The organism is Streptomyces sp. NPDC052773 (genome assembly GCF_044547145.1).
Lineage (GTDB): Bacteria > Actinomycetota > Actinomycetes > Streptomycetales > Streptomycetaceae > Streptomyces.
The window spans coordinates 361,447-385,878 of the sequence record NZ_JBITZX010000001.1 but is presented as its reverse complement, the minus strand read 5'-3'; the positions used below and the strand labels follow the sequence as shown (position 1 = coordinate 385,878).

The following is a 24,432-nucleotide window of genomic DNA, read 5'->3' as shown; positions in this document are numbered from 1 at the left end:
GCCCATCAGGAAGGTGCGAACGGCCACACACCGGCCGGCCGTCAGGCATCGCCGGTTCCGCCACGACGAGTACGTCGCGGTCGACCTGTTCTCCGGCTTCGGCGGCCTCACCCGCGGCATCGAGGACGCCGGGTTCACCACGATCATGGCCGCGAACCACAACGCCTACAAGGTCCAGGTCCACGAGGCCAACCACCCCGAAGCCGAACACTGGATCGCCGACCTGGTCGACCCCGAAGCAGCCGACTACCACTCCGCCCGCGACCTCCCCCCGGCGGACCTCCTGGCCGCAGGCGTGAGCTGCGTCAATCACTCGCTCGCCAACACGATCCGGGCCTACGAGCAGGGCCTCAGCCTGTTCGAGCTGGACGACCCCGACTACGAGGCGCGCGTCACCAGGTCCGAGCGGGACCGGGCGACCGCGAACTGCGTCTTGCAGTACGCCGCCAAGCACCACCCGCGGCTCATCCTCGTCGAGTGCACCACCCAGCTCACCTCGTGGGGGCCCGCGCTGCCCGGCCGGAAGAAGGTCGGCGACGGAAGCACCTACCGGTACTGGCTCAAGCAGTTCGACCTGCTCGGCTACCGCCACCGGGTGCTGTACCTCAACAGCCAGTTCTTCGGGGTGCCGCAGTCCCGTGACCGCGGCTACTGGGTCTTCTGGGACAAGTCCCTGCCCGCGCCCGACCTGGAGCATCGGCCGGTGTCCCGCTGCGGGTACTGCGACAAGGACGTCGAGGCGGTGTGGACGTGGAAGACCGGCATCCCGCCGTCCGGCACCGTGATGTACGGCAAGCAGTACGAGTACCGCTGCCCGTCCTGCCGCCGCGCCGTCGTCCCGCCGATGACGCCGTCGCTGGCCGCGCTCGACCTCACCGACCTGGGCACGCGCATCGGCGACAAGCCGGTCAAGACGTTCCCCGACGGCTTCGTCGGTCCGCTCGCCCGGTCGTCGATGGAGCGCGCGGAGCGCTGCCGTCAGCGGTTCGCCGACTTCCCGGCGATCCTCATGCCGGCCAAGGGCGTGCACGGCTCGGAACGGCTTCTCCTCCAGCCGATGGCGACGCAGACCAGCCAGCAGGAGACGGCCATCCTGTCGACGGGCCCGGCCCCCGAGCCGCTGTGGGCCCAGGCCGAGGCGGGTGCACTCGCCGCGCCAGCGATGGCGCTCGCGGTGGACAACTACCAGGGCAGCCCACGCGGCGCCGGCGAACCGCTGCCCACCCAGGTCGGGTCGGAGACCCTCGCCGTGCTGTCCTCCGGGGTCATCCCGTACCGGCAGAACACGCTGCCCACGGTGCACGCCGAGGCGATGCCCACGTTCACCTCGGAGCAGATCCCAGCCGTGCTGACCGCCGCCGGCTGGTACAAGCAGAACGGCCCCACCGGCAACGAGACCGCGCCTCACCCGGTCACGGACCCGCTCGGCACCCTCACCTCGCGGGACACGACCGCGCTGCTCATGGCCCAGTGGCGGGCCTCGCTCGCCGAGCTGCCGCTCGAGGACTGCTTCTACCGGATGATGGCCGCGCACGAGATCGGCCGTGGCTGCGGCTTCGACGTCGACTTCAACGACTACCGCGGCACCTTCATCGTCTGGGGCTCGGCCCGCGACCAGGTCGACGGCTACGGCAACGCCGTCTCCCCGCAGGTCGGTGCCTGGATCGGGGCCCGGCTGCGAGCCGTCCTCCACGGCGCGGAGGTGGCGGCGTGATCCGCAACCTCGACTGGCTCCAGCAGGCCGCCTGCGCAGGCCTGGATCACCGCGCCTTCTTCGCCACGAGCAGGCACGCCCGGGCCCAGGTCAACGCCGCCCGACGCGTCTGCGCCGCCTGCCCCGTGCGCGAGCAGTGCGCCACCTGGGCCATCCAGACCGGCGAGAGATGGGGCGTCTGGGGCGGCATGAGCCAGCAAGAACTGCGTCGGCGCCGCCGCCGCTTCACCAGCCGCGCCAAGACCAGCACCCGGGCGGCGGCATGAGTAGCCGCACCCCGCAGCCCTGCGAAGGCCTCCTCGGCGAGCACGACGGCGAGCTGCGCTTCTACGTCAACGGCTGGCGGTGCGACGCCCACAGCCCGTGGGCCGCCAAGGGCCTGCCCCGGCCGCAGCCCGGCCCCGGCCTCCCCGCCGGCGCCTGGACCACCCCGAGCCCGCTGTCCGACTCCCGAGTCCACGACGCCCGCGCCATCGCCTCCGGCAAGCGGCGCTCCAACCCCACCGCCTACCGCGCCGCCCAGGCCGCGGTCCACCACCAGAAAGGCACCTCATGCCCGACGTGAAGATCGACAGCAAAGTCCTCGAAGACGTGAAGGACGCCCTCTCCGACCACGCCTTGGAGATGTTCCGCCAGCGCAAGGGCCGCTGGATGGCCGTGGTCGAGCTGGCCCACGCCGAGCGCACCGAACCCGGCCCCGACGAGGACAAGTTCCCCTCCGTGAAGATCCGCATCGTCGGCATCGAGGTCGCCCCCGACGACTTCTCCGACGAGCGCCTGCGTGAACTTCAGCGCGGCCTCTACAGGCTCCGCACCAAGGGCGGCACCTTCGACGCCGAACTCGACCCCGAGGTCACCCGCGCCCAGGACGTCCTCAAGCACGGTTCCGGCCTCCTGGTCGGCGCCAGCACGGAGGCGTGATGGCCGGGGCCGGCCGCGGGCGGGGACGCGCCGACTCCCGCTGCCCCGCCTGCGGCCAGCCCCTCCTCGTCCAGTGGGTCGGCGACCGCGCAGCCCTGAAGGCCCGCGTCGACCTCCTCCCGCCGGACGAACCCCGCCCCTACGGGCCCGCCGCGGCGGCCAGCACCCCGCACGACCTTGTCTGGTGCCTGCCCCGCCGCGCACACGGGCCCCTGCGCCTGCGCTGGACGAACGGTCGGCACCCGCCGGACTGCCCCCACCAGCACCTGCTCACCCACCGCTGCCCGCCCACCGACCCCACCACCCTGTTCTGAGGAGCACGCCCGTGGACAACGTCCGCCACATCCCGCACCAGGCGGACCACGACGGCCCCGACCAGCACGAAGCTGAGCGGTACGTTCTCGGCGGCTGCATCCACCAGCCCAAGCAGATCCCCGCCATCCGCGGCATCCTCACCCGCACCGACTTCGCCCTCCCCGCACACGAACTCATCTGGGACGTCCTCGGCGAGCTGTACGACCAGGGCGAACCCGTCACCCCGATGTCCCTGCGCATCGAGCTGGAGAAGCGCCAGGCGCTGCGCCGCGCGGGCGGCGTCGTCTACGTCGCCCGTCTCGGCGACTACGGCGGCGACCCCGAGTACTACGCCCGCGAGGTCCGCCGCCGCGCCGAGTTGCGCGCCGAGGCCGAACTCGGGCGCCTGATCGTCCAGCAGGCCACCTCGCCCGACGCCGAGCCGGGGCAGGCCGTCACCTTCATCGACGACTACCTCAAGCGGCAGAAGGAACGTGCCGCCGGCCGCTCCGGCGACCCCGCCGACGCACTGCTGGCCGAACTCCTCGACGCGTCCGCCCTCGACAACATGCCCGCCCTCGAACCCCTCGTCGGCGACCTGCTGCACCTCGACTCCCTCGCCCGCATCATCGGACCGTCCGGGCACATGAAGAGCTTCGTCACGATCGACCTCGCCGGGCATGTCGGTACCGGCATGAAGTGGCACGGCCACTACGTCCGCCAGGGCACCGTCGTCTACCTCGTCGCCGAGGGCGCCCGCGGCATCCGCAAGCGCGTCCGCGCCTGGGAGAAGCACTACGGCGTCCGCATGGACAACGTCCTCTTCCTCCCACGCCCCGTACAGGCGATGGGCCCCGAGTGGGACACCCTCATCGAAGCGATGCGCCGCCTCGCACCCGAGATGATCGTCATCGACACCCAGGCCCGGGTCTCCGTCGGCGTCGAGGAGAACTCCAACACCGAAGTCGGCGTCGTCATCGAGCGGATGGAAGACCTCCGCCGCGCCACCGGCGCCTGCGTCCTCGTCATCCACCACACCGGCCACGTCGGCGAACACGGCCGCGGAGCCTCCTCCGCAAAAGGCGCCCTCCAGTCCGAGCTACACGTGTCGAAGAAGGGCGACAACGCCAAGAACATCATCGTCACCGTCAAGGTCGGCAAGCAGAAGGACGACGAGGAAGGCGCCGACCTCCAGTTCGGGCTGAAGGTCATCACCCTCGACGGGGAGGCAAAGCCCGACGGCCGGCCGGTCACCTCGGTCGTGCTGGAGTCCCTCGACCACCGGCCCGCCGAGCTGGTCAAGGGCACCCCGGAGTGGCTCGTCTCGGTCCTCGACAAGGCCCAGGTCCCGCTGAAGTGGGGCAGCCCCCGGGTCATCAAGTGGTGCGCCGAGTACGGCATCTCGATGCGCAAGGAGAAGGTCGAAGAGGCCGTCCGGATCCGCAAGCGGAGGGACTCCTTCGACGAGGTTCGGGATGCCCGAAATGACCTCCCCCCGAACCTCCCCCGCGATCTTGAAAGCGAACTCCCCCACGATCAAGGGGGGAGTCCCGGGGAGAACACACAAACCCACAGGTCAAACCTCCCCCCGAATCCCGGGGGAGCCCCGGGGGACGTCCCTCCCCGACCTCCCTCCCCCCGCCCCGCCTCTAAGGCGGGGGGAGGTACGGAGGGGGACCCCGGGACCCGGGACGACGAACGCCCGATCTGCACCATCTGCGCCCTCCCCATGAACCCCGACTGGGCCAACCGCGGATACGACACCCACCTCGGCTGCGACCCCGCCACCGGCAGCCACCCCGACCGCCCCACACACCCCACCACCGACCACGAAAGGCACAGCGCATGACCACCACCCAGCAACTCGCGCTGCCGCTCCCCACCACCCCGCCGCCCGACCTCTGGGGCGTCGTCGTCGACGGAGTCCTCCTCAACAGCCTCGGCACAGCTGCGGGCAACTGGTGGGCCAAGAGCGCCGCGCAGTTCCACCGCAGCGGCAAGCTGCGCTGCCTGCTCGTCCTCCCCATCGGCGCAGTCGAGGAGATCGGCCCGTTCTCCCGCGACGACGCCGAGTTCGCCCGGGACCACCTCGTCGAGTCCGGCGTCCACCCGCGAGCGGTCAAGGCCCGCCGCTGGACCGAGCAGCCGCACATGCCCGGCTGCCGCAAGGCCAAACCCTGCCGCCTCTGCGCGCCGCCCACCGCCTGACCGGCACCGCCGACCAACCAGCCCCGCGCGCACATCCGGTTACAGCCAGCCCCGCGCGCAATCCAGCCACCCACGGAGGACAACATGACCACCCGCCAGCTCCCCCACGACCCGTACATCACCGCCGTCGTCGACGCCCTCACCGCCGCCGGCCTCGAACCCACCCAGCACTGGACCGAGGACACCGAGCTGGACCGCTACCGCGACGACGACCTCTCCGGACTCGCCACCATGCTCACCGCCGTCCTCGAATGGGACGGCGACCACCCGGCGCTGAACCGCACGGAGCACGAGCACGGCATCGCCCTGCTGTGGGAGCACCCGGCCGAGCAGTGGCTGTGGGCGCCACAGAAGGCCAACGGCCACCTGGAGCGGGAGCCGGAGTTCCTGCCGACCCTGGGCCGGTACGCCGACCCGGCCGCGGTCGTCGCCGTGGTCCGCGCGCTCCTCGCCGGCGAGCCGATCCCCGACGGGCACGCCCCGTACTGGCACGAGGCCGACGCGGTGAAGCGCGCCGTGGACGCCTGGGCCGCCGCCGAGACGAGCGAGTGACCGGCATGGCGCTCCACCTGACCGGCCTCGGCCCGGAGGACATCGCCGACCTCGTCGACTGCCTCCTCCTCGGCGCCGAGCAGACCGCGGACACCGACGGCGAGCTGGCCGCGCGCCGATTGAGCCTCGCGCACCGGATTGGTGACGCGCTGGACGAGCTGCCGGCCGCGCGGTGAACAGCAGGACGGCCGCCCGCGCTCGAACCGCGGGCGGCCACCCAGATCAGACCACACCCACCAGGAGCCAGACCATGCCCCAGCAGCCGACCGGCCCCGCATGCGGCAACAACCCGAACTACCGGATGAGCGACGGCGACCGTCAGGCCGTCGCCGAATTCCGCGCTTACCTCGACGCCCGCGGCCAGGAGAAGGCCAGTACCGAGCCGGAACGGACCGCCACCGCGCATGCTGAGGCCACGTTCCTGGCCGCGCTGGACGCCAAGGCCCGCGAGCTGAAGGCCCGAGAGCGCGCCGAGCACCGGGCCGCCGTCCTCCGCGACGCCGCCGACGCGATCACCGCCATGCGGCGTGAGTTCGTCGAGGGCGGATTGAACCCGGCGTACCCCACGGCGCTGGAGCAGCGCGCGCTCATCGACGCGGAGATGAAGCTGCGCCGCATGGCCGACGAGGCGCAGCCCGCCACCGAGGCCAAGCCCGTCACGCCCATGACGGCGTACCTCGCTACCCCGTGCGACGCCTGCCGCCACACGCTGAGCTGGCACCGCAACGACGTCGGCTGCACGGTAGCCCTCTGCGTCTGCGGCAGCTTCCAGGCGCCCGTCGAGGAGCTGCCGCAGTGATCGCCGAAGCCATCGACACCCTCATCACCCTCGGCTGGGCCGCCCTCGCCTGGCTCACCGTCCTCGCCGCCGTGACCGCCATCGTCCTCCTCGCCGGAACCGCCGTCGGCGCCTGGGCCGTACGCCTCGCCTGGCGCACCGCCCGCCCCGCCTGGGCCCGCGGCCGGCGCGGCGCCGAACGCATCGCCCGCCGCACCCGGCCCGACTACGAGGAAGCCGCATGATCGGCCGCGCGCTCGGCATCGGCATCGTCCTCGCCCCGTTCATCTCCGCCGCCCTGCTCGGCCTCGGCCGGGCCGGGCGCGCCCTCCGCCCCCTCGCCCGCAGAAAGGACCGCTGATGGCCCGCCGCCCCCGCTGCCCCCGCGGGCACTTCCTCTCCCGCACCGGCACCTGCCGCTGCCTCCGCACCCGACCCCACGCCAGCGACGCAGACCTCCGCGGACAGCTCACCCGCGACCAGATCCGCCGCATCCGACCCGTCGCCGTCACCGGGAGCTACCTATGACCCCAGCCCGCCCGAACCGAGCCACCCGCCGCGCACTCGCGCGCGCAGCACGGAGGAAGAAGTGACCGTCACCCGCTACCGCAAGCGCCCCGTCGAGGTCGACACCATCCAATGGACCGGCGACAACGAGACCGCCGTGCAGGCCTTCACCGGCGCGCAGAACTTCTACGCCCTCGACGACGCCGACCGCGAGAACTCCGACGACCCGGAGGCGACCGCCACCGTCTACGACAAGCTGCACTCCACGTGGGTCCTCGTCTACACCGGGCAGCACATCGTGCGCGGCGTGAAGGGCGAGTTCTATCCGATCGCTGAGGACGTCCTCGCCGAGACGTACGAGTCGGTGACCAGCCCGGCAGCGACCGAAGCGACCGAACCCGAGAAGACCGCGCGCGTCATCGACCTGTACGAGCGCTGGGTGAAGGCCGGGCCCCCGACGCTCGGCACGCCGGTGTCCCGCTGGTGGGACGCCCGCCTCGCCGAGCTGCGCAACGCGATCCTCCCGTCCGCCGACCAGCCCAAGGAGCAGTGACCATGGACCAGACCACCACCGAACTCGCCGCCGACGCCGAGCACTACAAGCGGGACTACCTCAACGCCTGCAAGACCATCGCCGACATGCACGCAGCCGCCACCGGCCGCAGCGACCTCGGCCCGATCCGCGGAGTCGTCGAGGACGTTGAGGACGTACGGCTCCGCGCCGAGGCCGCCGAGAAGGAGCGGGACGGCGCCTACCGCGAACGCGCCCACCTCGTCGCCCTCCTCGCCGCCATGACCGACGACGCCGTCATCACCTACGCCCCCGACGTCGAGGAGCCCGGCTGGCAGATCGTCTACCTCACCATCGGCGGCCGTCAGTGCTCCTGGCACATCGCCCCGCGGGACGCCGACCTGTTCGAGCACGTCGAGCGGGTTGGCGCGCTGGACCTGCGTGCCCTCTGGGACGGCCACACCACCGAGGAGAAGTACGCCCACATCGCCGCGACGGCGGCCGAGCTGGCGCAGCGCTGCGGCCCGGCCTGCTCGGAGATGCACACCGAGCGTGGGCGCTGCGTGATCGCGAGGAACCGATGACAGCCCGGCTGGAGATCCTCGGCGACGACGGCGAGTGGCACGAGGTGCCCGGCATCACCAACGTCGAGTTGCACCAGGAGCAGCCCGACGCTCCGACCGACAGTGCCGCGATGCAGCGGCTCAGCGAGTCCATGAAGCGGGCCATCCAAGCCGAACTCCGTCGCGCGGTACGCCGTACCTCACGGTCCCCGAGCCGGATCCTCCCGCCGCCGCGCGGCTGAGCATGACGAAGGGGCGCGCCCTCCGACCCTGCCAGGCCAGGCACGCCCCATCCGGTGGACCCACCGTACCGCCCACACGCCCCACGGAGCGCACGATGACCACCACCGCCGCCACCCACCTCCGCACCATCGCCCTCCACTGGACCGACCTCCACGAAGCCGCCGGCCAACCCACCCAGATCGGCGCCTTCGGCCTCGGCCTCCGCGGCTACCTCGCCCGCCTCGACGCCGCCGACGCCGAGCAGCTGGAGTACGAGCGCCACCAGGCCGCCTACCTCCGGTCGTTGGAGCGCGACCCGATTCAGCTCGGTGACCGCCCGGTCCCGGTCCGCCTCCACATCCTCGACACCATGCGCATCGTTGAGGCCGCCCTCGTCCACTGCGCCGACGACATCGCCGCCGCCGCGCAGCGCGCACCGATCGCCCCGCCGGCCGCGCGCCGTACCGTCGTCGCCCCGTACGCCACCCAGCGCGAGGCCGACATCGCCGCCGCCGACCGGCGCCGCAGGCAGCAGCTGGCGCACGCCGACCTCGTTGACCCGCGCCGCTGGCGGTACACCGGCCGCCGGACCGCCCCGCACGCCGCGCTGTGGCTCCTTGCGCGGATCGAGCGCGCGCCCGGCCCGTGCCGCCCGATCACCGACGTCGAGGAGCAGCGCATCGGGAACGTCGCGGCCGGCGCCGCCGAGCGGGTCGAGCGCGCGCTGGACATCGCGGCGCAGCGCCGGACGCTGGAGCAGCGGTGCGCGTGCGGCGGCGCGATCGACGTGCACGGCGGTGAGGGCCGGGTGCCGGTCGCGCACTGCACCGGCTGCGGGCGGATCTGGACAGAGGGCGGTGTCGCAGCCGCGTGACCGTAGCGCGGGGAACGGTGTCAGTGCGGTGCTGCACAATGACTGCAGGCGCGGGGCCCAAAGCAGCCGGGGAACGGCTACACACGAAAGTCCTGGAGGACTCATGCTTCCGCCCCGCCGCATCAGCGCCGCAAAGTGGATCAGCCGGCACCTGCCCGAGCCTCACGAGACCGACCTCGGGGGCGAGCCCATCCACCATCTGCTCGCCACCGCGTTCGCCGACCGAGTCTGTCCGCCGAGTGGACACACCGTCTCGTGGCCGGACAGCTATGCCGCCGCCGATCAAAACCCGCTTCCCCGTAAGGCCGACCTACTGCTGGCTCCGGACGGTACGCCTCTGCCGCTGCCCACTCACCTCACGCCAGAACAGCGCAGGGTGGCGTCGCGGGCAGCAACCGAGGCGGTGCGGATCCGACAGGAGACCCGCCGCCGGGGGCGGTCACTGCACTGACTAAGCAGGGCGGGCCATACGCCTGGACCGCCCCGCCTGTCTGATCAGCTACAGGCCGGGCGGCGCTCGCACTACTGTGGGCGCCGCTCGTCTGCATCTCAGGGATCAAGTGCTACGAGCGTATGAGTCGAGAAGTAGCTCGCGGGAGGGGCGTACATGAGCATGGCGGACTGGGGGGACGTGCCCACTTGGATCGGCGCGGCTGGTGCCATGGGCGCGGCCTGGTTCGCGTTCCAGACGATCACCAGCCAGCGGCAGCAGATCGGCGAACAGCAGGCGTTCATCGCCGAGCAGACCCGGTTCATGAGCGAGCAGCGGCAGAACCTGGAACTGGAGCGCGCAGAGCTTCGAGCGGCTGCCGAGGAACGTCGATCAGCTCAGGCCAAGCAGGTGTACATGTCCGCCCGAAAATCCGGCGGGGAAGATGACGGGGCTGGTGGTCGAGTAGGACATGACCACTGGCTAGTGCAGATAAGGAACAGCTCGGACGCGTCAATCACTGACGTCCAAGTTCGGTTCGGCACCGCGTACCTTGCGGCTGACGTATATGAGAACTTGGACCATTACATAGAGAGCAGACGCCGCGGCGAGCGGTGGCCCCACCCTCTGCCTCTGCTCGGAGCGCGCAGGGGTGCTTGGTTTCTATCTCCGCGCCTGTCTGAGGCGACCTTGGACGGTAACCGCCCGATCCTGTACTTCACTGATGACGACGGTGTTCGCTGGTCGTTGGACACGTACGGGCATCGGGAGGACGTCTCGGCCGACGGTTCCTGACGGGCGCCGGCAGCTGTCAGCGCGTCCAGACGTCCGGCCCGCCGCCGCGCCACTCGATCAACGCGCTGCGGACCACGTCCATCTCGTCCCAACCCTGAAGCCCAGCCTCCTGGCAGAACGCGACGACGTCCCGCACCGAGTACGCCCGGCCCGCGACCTGGCTGTCGATCCGTACACGCCGACCGCCCTCCTCATCGGGCGGGTAGATCACGACAGGCTTCGCGCTGGCCATGCCACCAGAGTGACGGCGCGCGACACCGCCCGCACGCCGGCAGCCCCCAACAGGCGGCCCACCCGCAGACGGCATACACCTGACCTTGTGGCCCTTTCCCCGCCCCTGCAGCCGATGCTCGCCGACGCCCGGCCCGCCCTGCCTCGGGACGCCGCGCTGCCGGGCGGGCTGGCCTTCGAGCAGAAGCCGGACGGCTACCGGGCGCTCCTCTTCGCCGGGTCCGACCACGCGCACCTGCAGTCCCGGAACGGCGCCGACCTCACCGGCGCGTTCCCCGAGATCGCCGCCGCCGGCCGGGTCCTGGGCGGGCCGCTCGTCCTCGACGGCGAGCTCGTCGTCGCGCACGACGGACGGCTGCACTTCGGGGAGCTGCAGCATCGGGCGCGGCGCCGCGGGACGGGCGCCCGCCAAGCCGCGGCGGAGAGGCCGGCGAACCTCATCGTCTTCGACCTGCTGGAGACCGCCGACGGGCCGCTGCTCGACCAGCCGTATCGGGAGCGGCGGGCCCGGCTGGAGTCGCTCTTCGCCGACGGTGTGCTCGCGCCGCCGTTCGTGCTCTGCCCGGCGACGACCGACCGGGCGACCGCCGAGGCCTGGCTCGATCCGGCGTGGGGCGCGGCCGGCATCGAGGGCGTCGTCGTCAAGGGCCTCGCCCAGACCTACCAGCCCGGCCGCCGCGGCTGGATCAAGGTCCGCACCAGGGCAACCACCGAGGCCGTCGTCGCGGCCGTCACCGGCCCCGTCACCATGCCGTCCACGCTGCTCCTCGGCCGCTACGACCACACCGGCCGCCTGCACTACGTGGCCCGCACCGGGCCCCTCGCCCGCACCGCGCGGCAGGATCTCGGCCAGCACCTCCGGCCCGGCGCGCCGGACCACCCGTGGCAGGGGCGGCGCTTCTCCGTCGGTTGGGGCAGCCACGAGACCCTCGACCACCGTCCCGTCGAGCCGGACCTGGTGGTGGAGATCGCCGCCGACACCGCGGTCGACGAAGGCCGCTACCGGCACCCTGTGCGCTACCTCCGGGGCCGCGACGACATGACCCCCGAGCAGGCACCCCGGTACGAGGCGTGAGCCCGGGGCGTCAGCCGTCGGTGAACCCCAGCTCGCTGTCGGGCCGGCAGGCCGAGCAGGCCTTCACGCCGTCGGCGAGCGCCCGCAGAGCGTCGTCCCGGCCGATGCCGCGCGTCCGTTTCCCGGCGTTCCAGCAGTCGCCGACGTGGACCTGCACGGGCGGGGAGTCCTTGTTCAGGCCTAGCTCCAGCAGCCAGTCGGGAGGCGCCGGCCGGGCGGCGCCGCGCTGCCGCTCCGCCTCCCGCCGCTCCTCGTCGGCGATCCACCGACGGGTCCGCTCCAGATCGCGCAGCTGCACCCGCTCCAGGAAGCGGAGCGTGGCGAGGCGCGGCGGAACAGGATCGGTCACGTGTTCGATTCTAGGCGCGGTGGGATGCCGTGCCACCCTCGAGGGAGGCCGGTCGTCGCGTTGACGCGGGCTCGGCCGCCTCGCGATCGTCTGCCATTCTGTCCGCCATGGCCCACCGCCCGTACCCGCACATCGAGCGCGCCCGCCGGCAGATCGACCGCCACTGGGGGCCCGTAGAGCCCTGGGCGGAAGCCCGGCCCCGGCCCCCCGAGCCGACGGCCGAGACCACCGTCGATCCGCCCTGGGTGGGCGAGTACCGGCTGTCGACCCGCCAGGACCGCTAGGCCCCGTCCGGTTCCGGGTGCCGCGCGGCCTTCTTCACATCCGCCTCGACCTGGTGCCGCGCCGCGCCCTGCTCCTGCGCATGCTCGGTGACCGCGGCCTGCACGGCGTCCGCGGCGTCTCGCCAGCTCGTCCAGGCGTCGTTCCACGCCTGGGTCTGCTCGGCGGTCCACTCCTGCTGTGCGGGCGCCCCGTACTCGTCCTGCAGCTGCCGCACTCGGGCGTGCTGCTCGTCGGCTGTGCGCTGCATGTTCACGAGATCATCGAAAGTGTGTGCCACGTGCAGGGATCGTACGCCCGGGCATGACGAAGCCCCCACCTCGACCCGCGAGGCAGGGGCCATGGAGCGCACACCCTAAGAGAACGGCGTGCCACAGCGCAGACAAGGCCGGTAGCCAGCCTCGCGGGCGTCACCGAGCAGCATCCAGCTCGCCTCCTCAAGGTGCCGCCCGTCGCCGGTGATCAGCCCGCACCGTTCGTCATGGAAGGCGTCTCGATCGCCGGGTGCACTGGCGCGCACCAGAACGGCGGGCTCCCCCGAGCGGTCCACTCCCTCGTCGGCCCAACACTCCTGCATCCAGGCCGCGGCCTCAGCGGCTCCGCGTCCTAGAGCTTCCGCGTACGGCAGTTCCCTACTTCGCATCGTCCCCCTCCTGCCTCTTCTTTGGGCGCACCGTGCCAGAGCTGGAGTGGCCCTTCACGATCGCCTGCACGGTGGTGAAGTGGACGCCGAGCTCGGCCGCGACCGACCGGTACGTCGCCCCTTCCCGGTCGAGCATCTCCAGCACGGCCGCCTGCCGCAGCTCCTTCAGCTGCTTGTTCCGGTCCGGCAGGTTCTTCAGCACCGCGCCGACCTGGCGCGCCCGCTCGGTCGGGTCAGCGATCTGCCCGAGTGCGTCGATCGCGTCGAACACCCGCTGCGCCCCCTCGCTCACACGGCCCCTCTCGTTCGGCGGGCCACTTGCGCCACCGTAGGGGGTCCCCCTACGGTGAGGCAAGGCAGCCCACGGCTGTCTGTGCACAAAGGCCCCCGGCCCGCTGAGTTGGCGCTCCGGGACGGGGGCCGGACCTACCCACATCCCTACGAAGGAGCAGGTCCGCCATGGAGCGTACCGACCCGCCCGACCCGCAGCCCAGCCCGCAGCCGCCTCAGCCGAGTCGCGTCCTCACCGAGCCCGCAACCGTCGCCGCCTGCGCCAGCGACTACGCGGCCGGCGCCGACGTCCGCCGCGCGATGGACCGGCAGGACGCGCGCCACCGCTGACCCACCGACCGGCCGGGCTGCGTACATCCCCCAGCACGGCCTGGCCACCTCTCTGGAGCTGCACCGTGAAGACCCGCCGAATCGAGCGGACCCGCCTCGTCCCCCACACCGTCGACGGCGTCACCGAGATGGTCCTCGACCGCGAGACCATCGAAGTACCTGCCCCGCCCCGCGACTGGGACCAGCTCGTCCGCACCGCCGTCACCGTCGGCGCCATCGTCCTCGTCACCGCCTCCCTCGCCTGGACGACCGCCAGCATCGGAGACCTCCTCTCCGCCGTCACCATCGCCGTCGTCGCCTACGCCGCCGCGGTCGCCTTCGACGCCAGCTGGATCATGTGCATGGGCGTGGAGTGGCTGCTGCGCTACGACCCCGAGCGAGCCCAGGTCGCGCGCCGGGCCGGCCGGTGGGCACTCGCCGTGTCCATGGGCGCGGTCTTCGCGCACGGCTACCTCATCGCCGACACGTGGGTGATCGGCGCGGTCGGTGCGGTCGTGTCCGCGCTCGCCAAGGGCGGCTGGTCCATGGCCATGCGCGTGCACGCCCGGCCGCTCGATCCGCGCACCCAGCAGTGGTACGCGAAGCGGCGCGCTGCGGTCGACGGGCAGCTCGCCATGATCCCGCTCCGCCGTGAACTCCAGCGCGGCCAGGCCCTCGTGGAGGCCGAGCAGCGGAGCCTCGGAGGAGCCGCGGAGGAGAGCGGATCCGCCGATCCGGACCAGTCCGGACAGTCCGTGGACAGTCCGGCTCCCGATCCGCATCCGACCGCCGCCGGGCCGATGACCATCAAGGACGCCGTCCGGACCGCCCTGGACTCTGGGATCCGCGAGCCGGATCGGGTCCTCGCCTACGTCCGCACGGTGGCCGACGCCAACGCCAAGGCGGAGACAGTCCAGCGGTACATCCGGCTGGCCGGCTGATGGGCGCGCAGCCGTCCCGCGACGGCGACGAGCTGCGCGCCCGCCAGTACCTCCGCCGCCTCGGCGCCCGCCCCTTCGGCCACCAGGAGCCACCCATGCACGAGCCCCGACCTCGTCCCGTCACGCCCACCCGCGTCATCCCCGCCGGCGCCCCGCTGCCCGCCCGGCCGCCGGAGCCCGGCGAGGCACCGCCCTGGCGAACGCCACCGCCCCCGCCCCCGCCCGTCATGCCGGATCCGCTGCCCGTTCCGCCCGATCCGGAGCCGCGCCCCATCGAGATCCGCCACGTCCACGAGGTCGTGCTGACCTGGCCGGACCCCGATCCGGAGCCGGATCCATGGTGGGCGCGCCTGTGGGACCGCGTGGCCACCTGGCGAATGGCCGGTGCCCTCGTCGCCGCCCTCACCCCCTGGGCGGGAGGCCAGAGCCCCGTCGGGATCTGGTCCCACACCGTCCACCAAGCCCGCACCGAGGCCGGGATCGGCGCCGCGTACGTCATCGCCGGAGTCGCCGTCGGCGCCGCCTGGGCCCTCGACCGGCGCACCGGCCGCGCCGTCCCCCGCTTCCTCCTCGTCACCGCCAGCCTCGGCGCCACCGGCGTCCTGCAATGGTGGGACCCGATCCTGCTGCTCACCGGAGTCGACCTGTGACCCCCACTTCCACCCTCACTCTCGGCGGACTGCTCCTCGCCCTGATCATCCTGGTCTGCAACCTCTACCCCTGGTGGCGCGGCAACCGGGAGATGAAGATGCTGGCCGCGTTCGGCAAGGGCAACGCCGCCGGCGTCTGCGCGGCCATGTGCCCCGGCGGGATCCTCGGCTGGGTGCACTCCCGCTCCGGCACCGTCGGCAACGGCATCGGCGAGCGCACCAGCGAAGCCACCACCGGCACCGCCTCCGGCCAGAGCCTGACCACCGGGCAGCTCGTCGGCCTCGGCTCGACCGGCGCGGCCGTTGTCGTTCTCGCCGTACTCGTGGTCGTCCTCGCCTACAAGGAGGCAGGGAAGAAGGACAAGCGGCGAATCCTCGGCGGCGCCTACGTCGGCAGCACCTTCTGCCTCACCGCGGGCGTGGCCGGCGCGCTCGCCTGGCTGCCCGGCACCCTCAACGCAGCCGGGTCCGGCGTCGTCACGTTCTTCCAGGGGGCGGGGGTCCTGTGAGCCGCCTCGCCCGCCCGACCGCGCGCCTCGCCGACGGCTCCGGCCTGCTCGCCCGCCGCCTCGCCGCGCGCGCCGCCGCCTGGTGCGCGCGAGGACGCCGCGACGACCTCACCGGCTGGAAGGCGATCCTCGGCGTGCTGCTCCGCTGCGCGCTGCTCGCCCTCGGCGTGTACGTCCTCGCCCGGCTCGTCCGCGCGCTGCCCACCCTGATGTGGCTCCTCACCAGCTGGTGGACGATCGCCGCCTGGGGCGCCGGGCGGGCCCCCGCCGAGGAGACTGACGTGCCCCCCGAGGGGCCTGCCCCGGCACCCGACCGTGAGGCCGTCCTGGCCCTCCTGCTCGAGGTGATGGGAGACACCCCCGCGGTGCACCTGCGGACCGTCCTCGCCCACCTCCAGGAGAGGGGGCAGTGGGAGGGCCGGAAGGTGGGCGATCTGCGCGCTGCACTGGAGCGGCTGGCCATCCCCCACGAGCGCGGGGTGAAGGTGGCCGGCGTGCCGACCTGGGGGGTTCGCCGGCGGGACCTCGAAGACCCCTCCCCGGTCCCTTCCGAGGAGACGCCCAGCGCCGCGTCTACCGCAGCCTGACCTGCGCGTCTACCGCGCCGTCTACCTCGATCTACCGCCCGTCTACCGGGCCATCTACCCCGGGGCGGCCGCTCGCTGCCAGGCATCGCGGCCGCCCCGGTTCCCTCCCGATCGCGAGACAGGAGACCGCCATCATGGCACTCGGCTGGAAGACGACACCCGAGCCCGACGACCCCCGGCTGAAAGGCCACGAGACGACCTACCAGGCGTCGCGTGGCGGCTGGTTCAAGCAGCAGGAGAAGCCCGTCCCCGGCAGGCCCCAGGGTGAGCCTCGCAAGGGGTAGGCCGTCGATCGCCGTGGAGAGGACAGCCAGGACCCTCAGGCTTCGACTGGCATGGCAGGCCCACGAGCAGGCGGTATCAGTCTGATACCGCTTGCCTCTAAGCAGCGCATCTTGAAGTGCACTAGGGTGGGATTGCAAAGTCAGTGTGTCCTGGTGTGAGGGGCCCTTCGCTGGTTGCACCCAGCTCCAGGCCCCTCACACGTGGCACTCGGTCAGTGAGCCCGGCCGTCTAGCCATCGGTCGGGCTCACTGCCCTTCCGTACTTCCGGGACCACCATCCATCTGATCACCAGATGGTCAGCACCACGTCGATGATGATCGGCGCGAACACGGGCGCCCAGTCGAGCACCGCCTGTCGTATCCTTCGGCGCTTCTCGCACTCAGCACACGGCTGTACCGGTTCAATCATCGGCTCCTCCAAGTGGCCCCACTTAGCCCTGGGTTAGGGCCTTCACCTCGGATTAGGTGAAGCGCGTCGGAGGGGCCTCCTTGGCGAAGCAGCCATCAGCATAAGGGCGTTGAGGCACCCTGATGGCCCGGGGACCACAACTTTGGGCTCCTGCGTCGCAATCCAACCACTAGATGTGGGGATTGACCCCTAGGCGCCGTACATGCGCGCGTGTCAGCAGCACGACTCCGGCCGATGGCAGTGGTAGTTGCGGACTGAGCGATCATGCCCCACGCTGGGCCGCAGATCTGGCACGCCCGGAAACGATCAGCCCCGGGTGAGGCATGATGCCCCCCAGCCACACCGTCCAAGGGGGGACACATGCGCACCCGCACCACCACCGTCGCCGCGCTCGCCGCCGCGCTCCTCACGCTCACCGCCTGCTCGTCGAGCGGCGAAGACGCCGCGCCCGCCACCGACAGCGGCACCCCGAGCCCCGAGCCCACCGTGTCCGTGCCGGCCGAACACGAGGCCGACGACCTGGAGGCCGCTGTCGCCGTGTACACCTCGGCGTACTTCGCGGGCGACGCGGACACCGCGTACGGCATGCTGTCCGAGCGCTGCCAAGGGAAGATCGGCCCCGAGGCGTACAGCGCCGTCGTCGAGCAGGCGAAGGCCGACTACGGTCCCGACCACCCGGCGACCGACGTGCAGGCGGAGGTCTCCGGGAAGCTGGCCCGCGTCTCGTACAAGGTGAAGGGCCTGCCGAAGTTCGACCAGCAGGCGCAGCCCTGGACGCTGGAGGGCGACGCCTGGAAGTACGACGCCTGCTGACGCCGCCCCGCGCTGGTAACCGGAGCCCGACGACACGTCGAACGGGCTGAACCGCTGGACGGGCGAGACTGTGATGGCCGCCATGGCAACCCGGCGGCACAGGAAGGCGGGCAGCGCGGCAGTCCCGCCTTGTCGCCCGCCAGCGGCGAAGCCTGTGCTTGAAAGTTAACCCGTCACGGCGCGGCAACTGGCATATTGCGTTCATGGAGATCGCCCGCCTGATCCTCGACTACATCAAGGCATTGACATGGCCCGCAGTCACGCTGGGAGGTCTATTCATCTTTCGCCAACAACTCCGAGACCTATCCGGCCGGATCAGTCGTGCCAACTTCATGGGCGTGGAGATCGAAGCAGCCATACGCGAGACTCAGACGGCCATTGAGGAAGCTGTGACGGAGAGCGAGGAGGAGCTACCGCTGGAGACGTCCGATCCCGCTCTCCTGTGGCTTGAGCCGAATCCTCCGCGTTTCGGAGAAAGCGACCTAGACCAAGCGCTACAAAAAGTGGACAGACTCGAACATATGGTGCGCCGATTCGCCTATGAAGTCGACACCTCGGTAGCGGGTGAGACTACGCTGCAAGCGGCCCGAACTCTGGTGGGCGCCGGTCTTGTTCATCAGAGTTCTTTGAGAGTCCTCCGGGAGCTATTGTTCGTTCGCGACCAAGGCGGGCGCGGCCTTAGCGCGTACGAGACGCGTCAGCTCGCGGACTCGGCAGCGCAACTACAGTTGGTGCTGCAAGTGGCCCAACACGCCTACCGGAATCCACGTACGCGCGTGGTGGGGGACCCCTGAACCTGTCCTGTGGTTGCATTCAGCGCGATCTTGCCTCACACTGAGCCGCAGATCTGGCATGCCCGGAAACGATCACACCGGGTACGGCATGATGCCCCCTCAGCACCGAGGTTCCAAGGGGGAACATGCGACTCCGCCACACCGCCATAGCCGTCGCCATCACCGCGCTCACACTCGCCGCCTGCTCCAGCAACAACAGCAGCGAGCAGCCTGACGCGAAGCCCAAGGCGTCAGCCAGCAAGCAGGAGCTCACCCAGCAGCAGAAGGACAAACTGCTGAAGGAGGCCGGCATCCCGCCCGAGCCGACCGGCGCCAAGCGCGCCGAGCTGCTCCGCGCGCTCGCCGCCGCTAACCCGGACATCGTGAAGTACGAGGACAAGGCCATCAGCGCCGCGCAGAACCAGTGCGCCGCGATCAACCGAGACGGCCAGCGCCTAGACCACTGGGCCGCCGAGCGCTTCACGTACCGGGACGTGACGACGACGGAAGCGCAGGGCAAGCAGATCAACGAGGCGCTCAAGGGCATCGGCTTCTGCAAGGTCTGACCGACACCCACTGACTGGCCCGGCCGGCTTCCGTTCCCCGGCCGGGCCTTCGCACGTCCGCGAGGAGGTGGCCGTGGCCAACCAGAACACCAACCCGGTCACCCAGGAGGAGCTGGACGAGATCCGCCGCCTCCACTCCGAGGGCTACGGGCGGAACGAGATCTCCCGCCGCATCGGCCGCAGTCTCCGCACGATCAGCGTGCACGCCGCCAAAATGGGACTGACCTTCGACCGGACCATGACCGAAGAGGCCACCCGCGCGCGCAAGGCCGACCTCGAGGAACGGCGCGTCATCCTCGCCGAGGCCCTCCAGGGCGACGCCGAGCAGCTCACCGAACGGCTCTGGCAGAGGTATCGGGTCTTCAACTTCGGCGGCAAGGACAACACGTACGAGTCCGAGGTGCTCGACGAGCCGCCGGCCGACGCGCAGAAGGCGCTCATGTCCGCAGCGGGCATCGCGATCGACAAGTCGCTGAAGCTGGCGCCGCCGGACACGGACATGGAGGGGCTCGCCGCGGTTGACGCCTGGCTGAGGGGGATGATGCCGGACCAGCAGTGAGGGGGCGGCGATGTTCAGTCCCCTCGCTGGGAAGGCGTTGCGCGCGGCTCAGCTGGCCGCAGCGCGCGGGAACTTGTGGGAGGGCGCGGTCCGGTCGGGCAAGACGATCGGCTCGATCATGGTGTGGCTGCGGTACATCCGCACGGGCCCGCCGGGCGCGCTGCTCATGGTCGGGAAGACCGAGCGGACGCTGAAGCGGAACATCATCGACGTCATCGTCTCGATGGTGGGCGTGAAGCGGTGCGACTACCGCGCGGGCGCAGGCGAGGTGGTGATCTTCGGCCGCACGATCTACGTGGCCGGCGCGAACGATGAGCGGGCCGCCGACAAGATCAAGGGATTGACCCTGGCCGGGGCGTACCTCGATGAGGTGACGACCTACCCGGAGTCGTTCTTCCGGATGCTGGAGACTCGCCTGAGCGTTGAGGGCGCGCAGTGGTTCGGCACGACCAACCCTGAGGGGCCGAATCACTGGTTGAAGCGACAGATCCTCGACCGGGCCCGGCTGCACCTGCGCCGTGACGGCACGGTCGTGGAGACTCAGGATCCGGACGCGCTGGACGTCCATCGGTTCTCGTTCGTCCTGGACGACAACCCGAGCCTGCCGGCTGCCTACGTCGACTCGCTGAAGCGCAGCCATCAGGGCCTGTTCTTCCGGCGGTACATCCTCGGCGAGTGGTGCCTGGCCGAGGGCGTCATCTACGACGCGTTCGACGAGCAGCGGCACGTCGTCGACATCGTCCCCGAGGTCTCCCGGTGGATGTGCGTGGGCCTGGATTACGGCACCGTGAATCCCTTCGCGGCATTGTTGATTGGGATCGGCGCGGACCAGCGGCTGTACGTCGCCTCCGAGTACCGGCACGACTCCCGTATCGCGAAGCGGCAGCTGACCGACGCGCAGTACAGCCTCGGCGTACGCCGGTGGCTGGCGTCGTACGAGCACCGCGGGCAGAAGGGTGTGACCCCGTCGTGGATCTTCGTGGACCCGTCGGCGGCGTCGTTCATGACGCAGCTGTGGTCGGACGGCGTACCCGGTGTCGCGAGAGCGGACAACGAGGTACGTGACGGCATCCGCTCCGTGTCCACAGCGTTCGGCGCGAACATCCTCTCCATCCACCGCTCCTGCACGGGCCTGCTGGAGGAACTCCCCTCGTACGTCTGGGACTCGAAGGCCGCGGAGAAGGGCATCGACCAGCCGCTGAAGGTCGACGACCACAGCGTGGACGGACTGCGGTACGGGCTGCACAGCTCGGTGAATGAGTGGCGGCACCTGCTGCCCACGACTCCCCTGGAGGTGGCGGCGTGAAGCAGCGCAACGTCAGCATCAGCGTCACCGGCCCGGGCCGCGGAGAGGTCATCCTCGACGGCGAGAGGGTCGAGGGCGTCAGGGGCATCACGTTCGGGGCGCGCGTCGACGAGATGGCGCTGGTCGTCCTCGACGTGCTGGTGCCCACTGCCCAAATCGACGGCGAGATGATCGTCACGGTCCCCGAGCGCACCGCGGAAACGCTGATCGCGCTCGGGTGGACGCCTCCGGCTGAGCAGCCGTACGGCGGGTCCGACCGGCCCAAGGCCTGGCGGCACATGTGCGGCCAGTTGAACGAGGGCGAGCCGGTCATGTGCAGCGGCTGCCGCTTCGATGTGGAGGACCGCCCCCAGGACGTCGAGAGCCGGTACGTGCTGGTCGATCTCGCCGAGGAGGTGGACGGTGCCGCTTCCTGAGAAGAACACCGCGTGGCCGCCTATCCACCCGGCCATCCAGGCCGACATGGCTGACTGGGCCGCCTGGTTCTCCGCCAACCCCGATCGCCTGTCGTACCGGTACCGCAACCGCGGCACCCGCTCCTACGGGCCCGGCCAGGTCGGCTTGGTGCAGAACCGGCCGAGCCAGTACCGCGGCGGCCTCGTCGGCACGATCGCCCGCTGGTTCTGGGGCGAGCCCACCCCGCTCGGCGAGAAGCGCGCCAACCTCCACATGCCGCTCGCCCGGGACATCGCCCGTACCAGCAGCGACCTGCTGTACTCCGAGCCGCCCACGCTCAAGGCCGAGAACAGGGACACCCAGCAGCGCCTCGAAGACCTCATGGATCTCGGTATGAAGCGCACGCTGATCGCTTCCGGCGAGACGACGGCGGCGCTCGGCGGGTCTTACCTGCGGATCGTGTGGGACGAGGAGGTCCGGCCCGGCCCGTGGATCAGCTTGGTCCACGCCGACGGCGCCGCCCCCGAGTTCGCGCACGGCGACATCCTCAAGGCGGTCACGTTCTGGACCGTCATCGAGTCAGACGGGCAGCGCGTTGTCCGGCACCTGGAGCGGCACGAGCCCGGCGTGATCCTGCACGGCGTGTACGAGGGCACCGAGGACACCCTCGGCAAGCCCGTCGACCTCGGCGCGTTCCAGCAGACGAAGCAGCTCCTGCCCGCCCGCGCGTTGCCGATCGGGAACCGGCTCGCCTGCTCGTACATCCCGAACACCATGTTCGCCCCAGACTGGCGGGACATCCCCGGCGCGGCCGGTCTCGGAACATCGGACTACCAGGGCGCGGAGACTTTCCTCAGCGGCATCGACGAGGCGTACACCTCGTGGATGCGCGACGTGCGCCTGGCCAAGAGCCGCATCATCGTCCCCGCTGGCTACCTCCAGGCCAACGGGCCCGGAATGGGCGCGGTCTGGGAGGACCGCGAGATCTACGCGCCGATGAACGTGCCGCCGACCAGCGATCAGCCGATCACCCTGAACCAGTTCGCGATCCGGCACGAGGAGCACCGGGCCACGATCGAGGAGCTGGTGGGCAAGGTCATCAGGAACGCCGGCTACTCCGGGAACACTTTCGGCGACGACTCTGCCGGGCCCGCTGCCACGGCTACGGAGATCAAGGCCCGCACCGCGCGGTCGATGTCCACCCGCGCGCGGAAGGCGGAGCTGGCGGCTACCGGCATCGCGGACGTGGTCGAGGTGCTGCTGATGCTGGAGGCGTCCGGCATGTTCCGGGGCGTGGCTGGCGTTGAGGTGGAGCGGCCCGACGTGGTGTTCCAGGACAGCGTGCAGGACGACATCAAGACCCTGGCCGAGACCGCTGCTCTCTTGCAGCAGGCGGAGGCCGCGTCGGTCGAGACGAAGGTTGCGATGCTGCATCCGGACTGGGACGAGCGGGAGCAGCGTGAGGAGGTGGACCGGATCCTGAAGGAGACCGGCCGCCTCGTGGAAGACCCGACCCGGCTCGGCGCGGACCGGCCCGACTTCGGCGCCCAGCCGGACGAGGGCGAGGAACCGGCCGACGACGCCGAGTCGGAGGACGACAGCGCCGAGGAGTAGCGGGGGTGCGGCATGCCGGTCAGCCCCGACATGGCCGAGGATCTCGCCGCCGCGGTGTCCTCCCTGTACGAGCAGGCCGAGCTGGCGCTCATCGAGCGCGTCACGCGGGCGCTCGCGCAGGGCCTGGACTCGCCGATATGGACCGAGCTGAAGCTGGCCGCGCTCGGCAACCTCCGTTCGGCGATCGAGGAGATCATCGTCGTGCTCCAGGCCGACGCCGCCGGCGCGATCCACCAGGCCGTCGCCGAGGCGTACGACCGCGGGCAGCAGGCCGCCGTCGCCGAGCTGGGCGCGCTGGCCACCGGCCCGGCGCTCGCCGCCGCTGAGGCTCTGCCGGCTGCGGCTGCCGTGGACCGGCTCGCCGCCGCGCTGGTGCAGGAGACCGGTCCGGCGCACCTGCGGATGCTGCGCACCGGGCTGGACGTGTACCGGCAGGTGATCGCGGAGGCGTCGTCGGCGCCGCTGCTCGGCGCGCAGACCCGGCGACAGGCCGCGGCCCGGGCCTTGGCGAAGTTCGCCGCCCGGGGCGTGACGGGGTTCGTGGACCGGCGCGGCCGGCCCTGGAACCTCACGAGCTACGTGGAGATGGCCACCCGGTCCGCTGTGGGCCGCGCGGCCGTGCAGGCCCACACCGATCGGCTCGCCGCTGCGGGGATCGAGCTGGTGGTGGTGTCGGACGCCCCGGAGGAGTGCGACCGCTGCAAGCCCTGGGAAGGCAAGATCCTCCGGAGAGAGGGCCCGTCCGGGGCTGGGGTGGTGGAGATGGAGCACGCCACGGAGGACGGCCGCACGGTGCGGGTCCGCGTGGCGGGCAGCCTCGCGGAGGCCCGCGCGGGAGGGCTGCTCCACCCGAACTGCCGCCACTCGGTAAGCATCTACGTGCCCGGCCTCACCCGGCCCCGGCCGAAGCCGCCGTCCCGGGCGACGTACGAGCAGACGCAGCAGCAGCGCTACCTGGAGCGGCAGGTGCGGGCGTGGAAGCGCCGCGCTGCCGCTGCGGTAGACGAGCGGGACCGCAGGGCAGCAAACGTGAAGGTGCGGGCGTATCAAGGGCGAGTCCGCGAGCTGGTCGCTCAGACCGGGCTGCCGCGCAAGTCACGTCGCGAACAGCTCGCGGGGCCCCGTTAGAAGGTGCGGACCCTCGGAGTCGGAGCGTCCGCAGTCGTCCGGGGGTCGCCCGAGACACTGAACCAGGCGGCGGCCCCGTAGACCGCGATCGGAGCATCGTTCCTGGCGATGCGTCCGCCGTCTTCCTTCTCGAAGATCGAGAGGGTGCCGTTGTCATTGATGACGTAGCGGTACTCGCGGCCCTCACCGTCCTCGTAGCGGAACGGGTCCTCGGAACCTATGAACTTGATCTCTACAGACATGCCGAAACGGTAGCCCAAGTGGGCTAATCGGACGGCCTTATCTCGAATTTCGGCTCCGCCAGGCGCGGGTGCCGAGCATCACCGATCCGCCAGGCGCGGGTCACTC

38 protein-coding genes are annotated in these 24,432 nt (G+C 71.3%); 32 read left to right on the top strand and 6 right to left on the bottom strand.

Translation table 11 applies throughout. The features are described from left to right. Nucleotides 1-13: 13 nt before the first annotated feature. The 16 genes from ACIG0D_RS01845 (at nt 14) to ACIG0D_RS01770 (ending at nt 10,369) form a co-directional block, all read left to right on the top strand. Nucleotides 14-1,714 carry a DNA cytosine methyltransferase gene (locus tag ACIG0D_RS01845; protein WP_399795638.1) on the top strand — a complete coding sequence of 567 codons (1,701 nt, stop codon included), beginning with the start codon at nt 14-16 and terminating at the stop codon, nt 1,712-1,714. Further along, nucleotides 1,711-1,980 carry a WhiB family transcriptional regulator gene (locus tag ACIG0D_RS01840; protein ID WP_399795637.1) on the top strand — a complete coding sequence of 90 codons (270 nt, stop codon included), beginning with the start codon at nt 1,711-1,713 and terminating at the stop codon, nt 1,978-1,980. The genes ACIG0D_RS01845 and ACIG0D_RS01840 overlap by 4 nt, the downstream gene beginning before the upstream one ends. After that, complete coding sequence (locus tag ACIG0D_RS01835) at nt 1,977-2,279, top strand: hypothetical protein (RefSeq protein WP_399795636.1); 303 nt, start codon at nt 1,977-1,979, stop codon at nt 2,277-2,279. Before ACIG0D_RS01840 ends, ACIG0D_RS01835 begins: the two co-directional genes overlap by 4 nt. Then, on the top strand, nt 2,267-2,635 hold the full coding sequence (locus ACIG0D_RS01830; protein ID WP_399795635.1) for a hypothetical protein: 369 nt from the start codon (nt 2,267-2,269) through the stop codon (nt 2,633-2,635). The genes ACIG0D_RS01835 and ACIG0D_RS01830 overlap by 13 nt, the downstream gene beginning before the upstream one ends. Further along, on the top strand, nt 2,635-2,949 hold the full coding sequence (locus ACIG0D_RS01825) for a hypothetical protein (RefSeq protein ID WP_399795634.1): 315 nt from the start codon (nt 2,635-2,637) through the stop codon (nt 2,947-2,949). The genes ACIG0D_RS01830 and ACIG0D_RS01825 overlap by 1 nt, the downstream gene beginning before the upstream one ends. A gap of 11 nt (nt 2,950-2,960) precedes the next feature. Further along, entirely contained in the window at nt 2,961-4,778 is a 1,818-nt protein-coding gene (locus tag ACIG0D_RS01820) for an AAA family ATPase (RefSeq protein WP_399795633.1), read from the top strand. Next, nucleotides 4,775-5,137: a hypothetical protein gene (locus tag ACIG0D_RS01815; RefSeq protein WP_399795632.1), complete on the top strand. Its 363-nt coding sequence runs from the start codon at nt 4,775-4,777 to the stop codon at nt 5,135-5,137. Before ACIG0D_RS01820 ends, ACIG0D_RS01815 begins: the two co-directional genes overlap by 4 nt. Nucleotides 5,138-5,221: 84 nt before the next feature. Continuing rightward, entirely contained in the window at nt 5,222-5,689 is a 468-nt protein-coding gene (locus ACIG0D_RS01810; RefSeq protein WP_399795631.1) for a hypothetical protein, read from the top strand. Between the two features lie 5 nt (nt 5,690-5,694). Then, complete coding sequence (locus ACIG0D_RS01805) at nt 5,695-5,865, top strand: hypothetical protein (protein ID WP_399795630.1); 171 nt, start codon at nt 5,695-5,697, stop codon at nt 5,863-5,865. 74 nt (nt 5,866-5,939) lie between these two features. After that, a complete protein-coding gene (locus ACIG0D_RS01800; protein WP_399795629.1) occupies nt 5,940-6,488 on the top strand; it encodes a hypothetical protein in 549 nt (182 codons plus the stop codon). After that, nucleotides 6,485-6,712 (top strand): hypothetical protein, encoded by a 228-nt coding sequence (locus ACIG0D_RS01795; protein ID WP_399795628.1) that lies wholly within the window; start codon nt 6,485-6,487, stop codon nt 6,710-6,712. The genes ACIG0D_RS01800 and ACIG0D_RS01795 overlap by 4 nt, the downstream gene beginning before the upstream one ends. A gap of 344 nt (nt 6,713-7,056) precedes the next feature. Continuing rightward, on the top strand, nt 7,057-7,527 hold the full coding sequence (locus ACIG0D_RS01790) for a hypothetical protein (protein WP_399795627.1): 471 nt from the start codon (nt 7,057-7,059) through the stop codon (nt 7,525-7,527). A gap of 2 nt (nt 7,528-7,529) precedes the next feature. Next, the gene (locus ACIG0D_RS01785; protein WP_399795626.1) at nt 7,530-8,069 is read left to right on the top strand and encodes a hypothetical protein; all 540 of its coding nucleotides are present in this window, start codon (nt 7,530-7,532) and stop codon (nt 8,067-8,069) included. Continuing rightward, nucleotides 8,066-8,290: a hypothetical protein gene (locus ACIG0D_RS01780; RefSeq protein WP_399795625.1), complete on the top strand. Its 225-nt coding sequence runs from the start codon at nt 8,066-8,068 to the stop codon at nt 8,288-8,290. The genes ACIG0D_RS01785 and ACIG0D_RS01780 overlap by 4 nt, the downstream gene beginning before the upstream one ends. A gap of 95 nt (nt 8,291-8,385) precedes the next feature. After that, on the top strand, nt 8,386-9,144 hold the full coding sequence (locus ACIG0D_RS01775; protein ID WP_399795624.1) for a hypothetical protein: 759 nt from the start codon (nt 8,386-8,388) through the stop codon (nt 9,142-9,144). 607 nt (nt 9,145-9,751) lie between these two features. Beyond that, complete coding sequence (locus ACIG0D_RS01770; protein WP_399795623.1) at nt 9,752-10,369, top strand: hypothetical protein; 618 nt, start codon at nt 9,752-9,754, stop codon at nt 10,367-10,369. 16 nt (nt 10,370-10,385) lie between these two features. Here the strand turns inward: ACIG0D_RS01770 and ACIG0D_RS01765 are convergent, their stop codons facing one another. Next, entirely contained in the window at nt 10,386-10,601 is a 216-nt protein-coding gene (locus ACIG0D_RS01765) for a hypothetical protein (protein WP_399795622.1), read from the bottom strand. An 87-nt stretch (nt 10,602-10,688) separates the two neighbouring features. Here ACIG0D_RS01765 and ACIG0D_RS01760 point away from each other — a divergent pair, with 87 nt between their 5' ends. Then, nucleotides 10,689-11,675, top strand: coding sequence for an ATP-dependent DNA ligase (locus tag ACIG0D_RS01760; RefSeq protein WP_399795621.1), 987 nt, complete (start codon nt 10,689-10,691; stop codon nt 11,673-11,675). A 10-nt stretch (nt 11,676-11,685) separates the two neighbouring features. Here the strand turns inward: ACIG0D_RS01760 and ACIG0D_RS01755 are convergent, their stop codons facing one another. Then, nucleotides 11,686-12,024 (bottom strand): DUF6233 domain-containing protein, encoded by a 339-nt coding sequence (locus ACIG0D_RS01755; RefSeq protein ID WP_399795620.1) that lies wholly within the window; start codon nt 12,022-12,024, stop codon nt 11,686-11,688. Between the two features lie 107 nt (nt 12,025-12,131). On the opposite strand from ACIG0D_RS01755, the gene ACIG0D_RS01750 reads away from it, so the two are divergent. Next, nucleotides 12,132-12,308, top strand: coding sequence for a hypothetical protein (locus ACIG0D_RS01750; RefSeq protein WP_399795619.1), 177 nt, complete (start codon nt 12,132-12,134; stop codon nt 12,306-12,308). Here ACIG0D_RS01750 and ACIG0D_RS01745 read toward each other — a convergent pair. Beyond that, the gene (locus ACIG0D_RS01745; RefSeq protein WP_399795618.1) at nt 12,305-12,586 is read right to left on the bottom strand and encodes a hypothetical protein; all 282 of its coding nucleotides are present in this window, start codon (nt 12,584-12,586) and stop codon (nt 12,305-12,307) included. The genes ACIG0D_RS01750 and ACIG0D_RS01745 overlap by 4 nt on opposite strands. A 352-nt stretch (nt 12,587-12,938) precedes the next feature. Continuing rightward, a complete protein-coding gene (locus ACIG0D_RS01740; protein ID WP_399795617.1) occupies nt 12,939-13,241 on the bottom strand; it encodes a helix-turn-helix domain-containing protein in 303 nt (100 codons plus the stop codon). Nucleotides 13,242-13,408: 167 nt separating this feature from the next. On the opposite strand from ACIG0D_RS01740, the gene ACIG0D_RS01735 reads away from it, so the two are divergent. The 6 genes from ACIG0D_RS01735 to ACIG0D_RS01710 all read left to right on the top strand — a co-directional run bounded on the left by ACIG0D_RS01735 (nt 13,409) and on the right by ACIG0D_RS01710 (nt 16,520). Continuing rightward, a complete protein-coding gene (locus ACIG0D_RS01735) occupies nt 13,409-13,570 on the top strand; it encodes a hypothetical protein (protein ID WP_399795616.1) in 162 nt (53 codons plus the stop codon). A 65-nt stretch (nt 13,571-13,635) separates the two neighbouring features. Continuing rightward, nucleotides 13,636-14,490 carry a protein transporter Sec31 gene (locus ACIG0D_RS01730; RefSeq protein ID WP_399795615.1) on the top strand — a complete coding sequence of 285 codons (855 nt, stop codon included), beginning with the start codon at nt 13,636-13,638 and terminating at the stop codon, nt 14,488-14,490. Continuing rightward, a complete protein-coding gene (locus tag ACIG0D_RS01725) occupies nt 14,490-15,140 on the top strand; it encodes a hypothetical protein (RefSeq protein WP_399795614.1) in 651 nt (216 codons plus the stop codon). The genes ACIG0D_RS01730 and ACIG0D_RS01725 overlap by 1 nt, the downstream gene beginning before the upstream one ends. Then, nucleotides 15,137-15,649, top strand: coding sequence for a hypothetical protein (locus ACIG0D_RS01720; protein ID WP_399795613.1), 513 nt, complete (start codon nt 15,137-15,139; stop codon nt 15,647-15,649). The genes ACIG0D_RS01725 and ACIG0D_RS01720 overlap by 4 nt, the downstream gene beginning before the upstream one ends. Next, nucleotides 15,646-16,236 carry a hypothetical protein gene (locus ACIG0D_RS01715; protein ID WP_399795612.1) on the top strand — a complete coding sequence of 197 codons (591 nt, stop codon included), beginning with the start codon at nt 15,646-15,648 and terminating at the stop codon, nt 16,234-16,236. The genes ACIG0D_RS01720 and ACIG0D_RS01715 overlap by 4 nt, the downstream gene beginning before the upstream one ends. Nucleotides 16,237-16,370: 134 nt before the next feature. Then, nucleotides 16,371-16,520: a hypothetical protein gene (locus ACIG0D_RS01710; protein WP_399795611.1), complete on the top strand. Its 150-nt coding sequence runs from the start codon at nt 16,371-16,373 to the stop codon at nt 16,518-16,520. A 286-nt stretch (nt 16,521-16,806) separates the two neighbouring features. On the opposite strand, the gene ACIG0D_RS01705 is transcribed toward ACIG0D_RS01710, so the two are convergent. Then, complete coding sequence (locus tag ACIG0D_RS01705) at nt 16,807-16,929, bottom strand: hypothetical protein (RefSeq protein ID WP_399795610.1); 123 nt, start codon at nt 16,927-16,929, stop codon at nt 16,807-16,809. Nucleotides 16,930-17,289: 360 nt separating this feature from the next. Between ACIG0D_RS01705 and ACIG0D_RS01700 the strand changes: the two genes are divergently transcribed. From ACIG0D_RS01700 to ACIG0D_RS01665, 8 genes are all read left to right on the top strand, one after another. Next, complete coding sequence (locus tag ACIG0D_RS01700; RefSeq protein ID WP_399795609.1) at nt 17,290-17,742, top strand: hypothetical protein; 453 nt, start codon at nt 17,290-17,292, stop codon at nt 17,740-17,742. A 203-nt stretch (nt 17,743-17,945) separates the two neighbouring features. Beyond that, nucleotides 17,946-18,536, top strand: coding sequence for a hypothetical protein (locus ACIG0D_RS01695; protein WP_399795608.1), 591 nt, complete (start codon nt 17,946-17,948; stop codon nt 18,534-18,536). A 125-nt stretch (nt 18,537-18,661) separates the two neighbouring features. After that, entirely contained in the window at nt 18,662-19,081 is a 420-nt protein-coding gene (locus tag ACIG0D_RS01690) for a hypothetical protein (RefSeq protein WP_399795607.1), read from the top strand. 73 nt (nt 19,082-19,154) lie between these two features. Next, entirely contained in the window at nt 19,155-19,640 is a 486-nt protein-coding gene (locus ACIG0D_RS01685) for a helix-turn-helix domain-containing protein (protein ID WP_399795606.1), read from the top strand. Nucleotides 19,641-19,650: 10 nt separating this feature from the next. Further along, a complete protein-coding gene (locus ACIG0D_RS01680) occupies nt 19,651-20,946 on the top strand; it encodes a PBSX family phage terminase large subunit (protein ID WP_399795605.1) in 1,296 nt (431 codons plus the stop codon). Next, nucleotides 20,943-21,362: a hypothetical protein gene (locus tag ACIG0D_RS01675; RefSeq protein WP_399795604.1), complete on the top strand. Its 420-nt coding sequence runs from the start codon at nt 20,943-20,945 to the stop codon at nt 21,360-21,362. Before ACIG0D_RS01680 ends, ACIG0D_RS01675 begins: the two co-directional genes overlap by 4 nt. Further along, nucleotides 21,349-22,956 (top strand): capsid protein, encoded by a 1,608-nt coding sequence (locus ACIG0D_RS01670; RefSeq protein WP_399795603.1) that lies wholly within the window; start codon nt 21,349-21,351, stop codon nt 22,954-22,956. The genes ACIG0D_RS01675 and ACIG0D_RS01670 overlap by 14 nt, the downstream gene beginning before the upstream one ends. Before the next feature lie 12 nt (nt 22,957-22,968). Continuing rightward, a complete protein-coding gene (locus ACIG0D_RS01665) occupies nt 22,969-24,084 on the top strand; it encodes a phage minor capsid protein (protein ID WP_399795602.1) in 1,116 nt (371 codons plus the stop codon). Here the strand turns inward: ACIG0D_RS01665 and ACIG0D_RS01660 are convergent. After that, nucleotides 24,081-24,326, bottom strand: coding sequence for a hypothetical protein (locus ACIG0D_RS01660; RefSeq protein ID WP_399795601.1), 246 nt, complete (start codon nt 24,324-24,326; stop codon nt 24,081-24,083). The two genes, ACIG0D_RS01665 and ACIG0D_RS01660, sit on opposite strands and share 4 nt — an antisense overlap. Nucleotides 24,327-24,432: the final 106 nt, after the last annotated feature.